Origin of the sequence: Streptomyces sp. SID14436 (genome assembly GCF_010548465.1) — a bacterium.
Taxonomy (GTDB): domain Bacteria; phylum Actinomycetota; class Actinomycetes; order Streptomycetales; family Streptomycetaceae; genus Streptomyces.
The window spans coordinates 1-7,072 of record NZ_JAAGMD010000143.1 but is presented as its reverse complement, the minus strand read 5'-3'; the positions used below and the strand labels follow the sequence as shown (position 1 = coordinate 7,072).

At 75.9% G+C, this 7,072-nt stretch carries 2 protein-coding genes; both read right to left on the bottom strand.

Translation table 11 applies throughout. The features are described 5' to 3' along the window. A partial coding sequence (locus G3I53_RS05370) for an SDR family oxidoreductase (RefSeq protein ID WP_164438072.1) occupies window positions 1–5,742 on the bottom strand: 5,742 nt, incomplete at its 3' end. 94 nt (window positions 5,743–5,836) lie between these two features. Next, the coding region (locus G3I53_RS05365; protein ID WP_164438071.1) for an AMP-binding protein at window positions 5,837–7,072 on the bottom strand (1,236 nt) is incomplete at its 5' end.

Here is a 7,072-nt window from a genome sequence, read left to right as displayed (position 1 = left end):
GCTCGGACCGGTCTCCGGCACCGGCCCGGCGGGCGCGGGAGGCTGGGGAGACGCGGGAGGCGGTGCCGCCGGCGCGGCCGGCGCGGGCGCCGCGACGCGGGCCGGGACGGGGCCGGGGTCGGCTTCGGCTTCGGGAGGCGCGACCGGCGGTGCCGTGTCGCGGCCGAGGCGGCTGTGGACCCGTTCGACGGCCTCGCCGCCCAGCACTCGCTCGTGCATACGCAGTTCCCGTTCGATCACGTCGGACAAGGCGGAAGTGGTGCGGCGGGCCAGCTCGCGCTTGAGTTCGGCGGTGGCGGCGCGGGACTGGCGGGCGACGGACTGGGCGTGGGCGAGGGCCGTGGACAGGACGTCCGCCCGTGGCCGTACGTCGACCGAGGCGCCGCGCTCGCGCAGCTCGGCACCGGTCAGCGGGCGTCCGGTGTAGAAGAGCTGCTGGGCGACGGCCGTGCCCAGCGTGCGTTCGACGAAGTAGGTGGCTCCGGCGCCCGGGGTGAAGCCGTAGGTGAGGAACGGCAGGCCGTAGCTCGCCTCCCGGGCCATGACCACGACGTCGGCGTACAGGCCGAACACCAGGCCGCCGCCGCTGGCGTGTCCCTGGAGGGCGCTGATGACCGGCTTGTCGCAGGCGAGGACGAGCTGGTGCAGGAAGGACACGTCGGCGAACGTGCCCTGTTTGGCGGCCAGTCGGGCCATCGCCTCCGGGGTGGCCCCCATGCTGAACACGTCTCCGGTACCGGTGATGACGACACAGGACACCGAGTCGTCGGCGGCGGCCGAGGTGAGGGCGTCGCGGAAGCCGTCGAGGAGCTCGTCGGTGAACGTGCTCCGGCCCAGTGTGACCAGCAGGATCCCGTCGGGCAGGCGTCGCACCTCGCAGGCCGGCCGGTCGGTGTCCCCGGCCGCGGCCCCTGTCTCCGCCACCGCCATTGCGTCAGCCTCCAGTCGGTCTTCGCTCCGCCGGGCCGGCCCGGTCCGTTCGAGGGGTGCGGAGGGCGGGGAGAGAGGTGCGGTGGCGGACCCGGCGGATTCCGACCGCCACAGCCCGGGCCAGCAGCGTTCTCCCCGGAAGGGGTAGGGCGGCAGGGGCACCCGTCGCCGGCCCGGCGGGTGGCAGAGGTGCCAGGGCACGTCGGCCCCTGCCGCCCATGCCTCGGCCAGCCGTTCCCAATGGCGCCGTTCGACGGCGTCGGTGAGGTCGGCCGGAGCGGCGTCGGGGTCGGCGTCCCGCCCCCAGTGGGCGCCCGGGGGCGGGGCGCCGCCGTCCAGGTAGGTGCGCAACGCGTGCCGGGCGGCGGACGTGTCCGTACAGACGACCGCCAGGCGGCGGGCCCGCGGTGTGCGGCCGACCTGCGAGGTGTGGGCGATGTCGTGCAGGAGCGGAGCCGCCCCGCCACGGTCCCGCTCCGGGCTCAGATCCAGGTCCAGGTCCAGGTCGGCGAGGGTGCGGTGGGCCAGTTCGTCGGCGCGCAGCCCGGCGGTGGACGCGAGCAGTCCGAGGTCCACCCGCTCCAGGCCGAGGTCGCGCAGCGGCACGGTGACCGGTACGTCGTCGGGGCTCACTCCGAGCAGCGCGGCCAGTTCGCGGCGCACCGCGTCCCCGTCCCGCAGGTCCAGGAAGGCCAGCATGTCCCGTGCCACGCGGGCGAGTTGGTCGTCGTCCTCGGCGGACAGGACCAGGACGGCGGGGCCCTCGGCAGGGGCCGGGGCGGGGGGCGCGGGGGCCTCCTCGACGACGAGGTGGGCGTTGGAGCCTCCGGCGCCGAACGAGCTGACACCGGCCCGCCGTACGCCCGCCTGCCCCGGCTGCCAGGGCTCGGCGGTGCGTTGCAGGCGGAAGGGGCTGTCGTCGAGGCGCAGCGCCGGGTTGACGTCGTCGCTGTGCAGCGTGGGGACGAGCGTCCGGTGCCGCAGCTGGAGCAGCACCTTGGTCACCGCGGCGACCCCGGCGGCGCTCTCCAGGTGTCCGATGACCGACTTGACGGAACCGAGGGAGCAGGTGGTGTCGACGCCGGCGTACGCCTCGCGCAGGCCCTGGACCTCGATCGGGTCGCCGAGCGAGGTGCCGGTGCCGTGCGCCTCGACGCAGGTGACGGTGGCGGGGTCCGTTCCGGCCGCCGCCAGGGCGCCGACCACCACCTCCGTCTGGGCGGCGGGGTTGGGCACGGTGAAGCCGCTGGCCCGGCCGCCGTGGTTGAGGCGCGAGCCGCGGATGACGCCGTGGACGTGGTCTCCGTCGGCGAGCGCGGCGGCGAGCGGCTTCAGGAGGAGCGCGCCCACCCCCTCACCGGGCACGTATCCGGTGCCGCCCTCGCCGAAGCTGCGGCACCGGCCGTCGCGTGACAGCCACTGTCCCGCCGCGAGTTGGAGGTACTTCTCGGGGTGCGGCATCAGGTTGACCCCGCCGGCGAGGGCCCAGGCGCACTCTCCGGCGCGGAGTGCCTGCACGGCGAGGTGGATGGCGGTCAGGGAGGAGGAGCAGGCGGTGTCGACCGCGATGCTGGGGCCGCTCAGGTCCATCCGGTAGGAGACGCGGTTGGCGACGGACGAGTGCAGGGCCAGCGGCAGCGGTTCGTCCGGTGCGTCGTCGACGAGCTGGAAGTGCGAGGACATCACGCCGACGAACACACCCATGCGCCGGTCGTGCAGCCGGTCGGGCCGGTGGCCGGCGTCCTCGACGGCCTGCCAGGCCGTGGTCAGGAACAGCCGCTCCTGCGGGTCCATGCGCTCGGCCTCCCGCCGGGAGATGCCGAAGAAGGCGCGGTCGAACCGGTCGATGCCGTCGAGGAAGCCGCCCCACTTGCCGTAGGTGCGGCCCGGGGTGTTCGGCCGCGGGTCGAAGTACCGGTCGTGCGGCCACCGTTCGGGCGGCACCTCGGTGACGCAGTCGCGTCCCGCCCGCAGGTTGTCCCAGAACTCCGCCAGATCGGCGGCCCCGGGGTAGCGTCCGGCCATCCCGATGACGGCGATGGCGTCCGGGTCGGCGGCAGCGGCATCCACGGACGGGGCGGGCTTCGCCGTGCGGGCCGGCGCCGGGTCCGTCCGCGTCGCCGACGCCTTGCCGGTACCCGCACCCGTGCTGAAGGGTTCGAGCCGCTGGTCCCCGTCCGGGGCCGGGCCGAGCGCCGCGAGGACACGGTCCGGTTCGCCGTAGCCGATCAGGACGTGCCGTCGGCCGGAGGCGAGGGCGCCGCCGAGGGCGCGGAGGGCGGCGTCGGTCGGCATGGGCAGCAGGCCGTGGGTGTCGTGGTCGTGCCGCAGGGCGCTTTCCGGGGCGGTCATGCCGCCGTCCGCCCAGTACGGCCACTCCACGGCGAGGCTGCGGCCGGGCCCGGTGCGGGCCCGCATCAGGTCGGCCAGTGCGGCGTTGGCGTAGGCGTAGTCGCACTGGCCCGGGCTGGGCAGGGTCGCGGCGAGCGACGAGAAGGCCACGAAGACGGCGAGGTCGTCCGAGGCGGTGGCCCGGTCGAGCAGGGTCACCGCCCGCGTCTTCGCCGCCAGGACGGCGGCGGACCGCTCCGGGCTCTTGCGGAAGAAGACGCCGTCGTCGACCACGCCGGCGCAGTGGAACACGCCGTCGAGCCGGCCGTGCGCGCCGCGGGCGGTGCCGGCCAGCCGGTCCACGTCGGCCGGGTCGGAGAGGTCGGCCCGCACGTAGCGGGCGGTGACGCCGAGCTCGCGCCACGCGGCGATGTGCCGGGTGATCTCGGCGGACTCCTCGCTGCGGGCGGCGAGGGTGAGGTGGGCGGCGCGGTGTTCCCGGGCCAGCCAGCCGGCGACGTGCAGACCGATCCGTCCGGCTCCGGCGACGAGGTACGAACCGCCCGGCGGGAGCGGGAGCCCTTCCGGAGCGGGCAGGGCGACGGGCCGGTGCCGGCGCACCCAGCGCCGTCCCCGGTGGTGACGGACTTCGGGTTCGGCCGTCGCGTCGTCCAGTTCGGCGAGCACCGCCGCCACGTCGGGCGGTCCGTCCGGGAGGGTCACCGAGCGGCAACGCAGGGACGGCACTTCGGCGTTGACGGTGCGCAGCAGCGCGCCGAGGGAGCGGTGGCCGGCGTCGGCTCCGGCGCCGTGCAGGGCGAGCAGCCGGTGCGGGCCGGGCCTGCGGCTGTCGACTACGGCACAGGCGAGGGTCCACAGCCGGTGGTAGGGGCCGGGTGCCGGCCAGGTGGCGTCGATGAGGACGGCGGGGTCGCGGCCGTCCGCGGCGAGTTGCCTCAGCAGGGCGGTGAGGGCCGCACGGTCCTGCCGGTCGACGCGGTGTCCGCCCCCGGGCACCGGACCGTCCTCGACGACGGGGATGATCCGCAGGTCGGGCCGGGCGGCGCGCAGCGCCTCGGCCCACTCGGCGCCGAACACCACGATGTCACGGCCGCCGGGGCCGGGAGCGGGCGCCGGGCCGAGGCCGGACGCCGGGCCGGGAGCGGGCGCCGGTGCCCAGACGGGTTCGAAGGCGCAGAGTTCCCCGGCCGGGGTGGACGAGGCGCCCGCGGATGCAGGAATGCCCGGGGAGGCCGGCGTTCCCGAGGACGCAGGGCCGCCCGCGGTGTCCACGGTGGCGGCATCGAACCCACCGTGTTCCGCGACGAGGTGCGCGGCGACCGCGTCGACGGTCGTGTGCTCGAACAGCAGCGTGGGGTAGAGGGTATCGCCGACCAGCTGCTCCAGCCGCTCGGTGGCCTTGAGCACGTCGACCGAGTTCAGGCCGAGTTCGTAGAAGCCGACGTCGGAGGGGATCTGCGGGGCGGGCCGCCCGAGGTGTTCGGCGAGCACCTCGCGGACCCGGTCGGCCATGCCGCCGGTCCGGCCGGGCTCGGGGGAGGTGGTCGCCCGCTCCCCCGGCGCTTCCGTGGCTGCCGAGGGCGTCCGCGAGCCCTCGGCGTCGCCCTCCGTCCGCGCAGCGCTCGGGGCCGTGATGTGGGCGCCGGGACGCAGGCGCTTGGAGGCGAAGCCGACGATCTCGGCCACCGGACGGCCGTCCGGGTCGTGGACGTAGATGTCGTTGCTGAGCAACTCCCCCGATTCCGTGAGCCGTTCGACGGCGGGCACATGCACCAGGACCGGTCCGCGCAGGGGCCGGACGGCGCGGAACCGGCCGACGAACATCGGGACGAAGGGGTCCTCCCCCGCCTCGGACCGGCAGAAGCCGAGCAGGGTGGCCGCGTCCAGTCGTGCCGGGTGCAGGTGGTAGTCCTCGTCGGCGCCGGAGCCGGTGTGGAGGTCGATCTCGGCGAGCAGGGCGTCCGGTCCCCGCCGCACCGTGCCGGTGCAGGTCATGCGCGGCCCGTGGTGCACCTGCTGGGCGCTGGCCCGGGCGTACACGGCGGCCATGTCGCCCGCGTCGCCGGGCGCCTCGCGCACCTCGGGGGCGAGGGCGGGCAGCGGGCGGTCGGTCCAGCCGAGGCGGCCCCTGAGGTTCTCCACCCAGGGTTCACCGGACCGGCCCGCTCCCACCGGGCGGCTGGTGGCGCGCACGTCGGCCGTCCCGTCGGCGCCGCCCTCGATGACGATCCGCAGCTGCCGGCCGGTGCCGGGGGCGGTGGTGACGGGCTCGGTGAACAGGACGTCGGTCAGTTCGGCCCGTTCGGGGTCGAGGCCGCGGGCGTCGAGCATCCGCCAGATCACGTCGAAGAAGGCGCTGCCCGGCATCAGGCTGACGTCCCGGAGCCGGTGTTCCTGGACGACGAAGTCGGTCGGGTCCAGTGCGACCTCTGCTTCGACGCGGGATCCCGGACTGAGCATTGACTACCTCCCGTACGCGATCCGTTGTGCCCCGGACCGGGTCAGCTTCGTGGGCGAGGGGGCCGGTGCCCGCTCAGAACTGAGCGGACCGGTGTCACGACGACTGCAGGGACGCCAGCCGCCGTTCGGCGACCCGGCGCAGGTATGGGCGATCGACCTTGCCGTTGGCGTTGAGGACGGGCGCCGGCACCCACCACAGCAGCCGGGGCATCATGTAGGCGGGCAGGCGGCGGGCGGCCCGGCCGAGCACCTCGGCCTGGGTGACGGGCTCCCCGCCCATCAGGCAGGCGACGAGCTGCGGGCCTGTGGCGGCGCCGACGGTGAGGACGGCCACCTCGGCGCCGGGGGCGGCGGCGCGCAGGGCCGCGGCGACCTCCCCCAGCTCCACGCGGTAGCCCTGGACCTTGACCTGGCTGTCGGCCCGCCCGAGGTGGACCAGGACGCCGCCGGGGTCGCGGCGCACCCGGTCGCCGGTGCGGTACCAGCGCCGTCCCGCGTGGTCGAGGAACCGGCCCTCGTCCTCGGCCGGGTCCAGGTAGCCGGAGAACACCTGGGCGCCCCGCAGGCAGAGTTCGCCGGTGTCCGCGGGGGTGCCGTCCTCGTCGACGACGAGGGTGTGCACGCCGGGGAACGGCGTGCCGATCGGCACGGTCGCGTCGTCCGGCGCGTCGTCGGCGGCGTCCCAGAGGTGCCCGGTGCAGGCGACGGCGGCCTCGGTCGGGCCGTAGAGGTTGTCGATGTCGGAGCCGGGCGCCGCCGCCTGCCAGGCGCGGGCGACGCCGGTGGTGAGGGGTTCGCCGCAGAAGAGCGTCGTCCTGATGTCGGGCAGGGAGCCGGGGCCGAGCCGCCCGGCGTTGCGCAGCGAGGCGGCCAGGCTGGGGGTGGCGTGCCAGACGGTGATGCGGCGGCCGGACAGCCGGGCGGGCGCCAGGGCCTGGAGGCGGTTGAGGACGTGCAGGCACGCGCCGGAGCCCCAGGCGAGGAACAGTTCGCTCATCGACAGGTCGAAGGTGAGCTCGTGGATCTGGCTGAAGCGGTCGCCGGGCCCGAAGGCGTGCCGGTCCAGGGCGGCGCCGACGAAGGCGCTGACGTTGCGGTGCCGGACGGGCACGCCCTTGGGTGTGCCGGTGCTGCCCGAGGTGAACATCAGGTAGGCGAGGTCGTCCGGGTGCCGGGCGGGTGCGTGGACCGGTCCGGGCGGGCCGGGCCGGCGGAACGGGGCGCCCCCCGGCGGGTCGGGCAGGTCCGGGGTGAGGACCGCGCCGGGGCCGAGCAGGGGCAGCAGGGTGCTCAGGCCGGCGGCGCCGGAGGCGTCCGCGACGACCGCGTC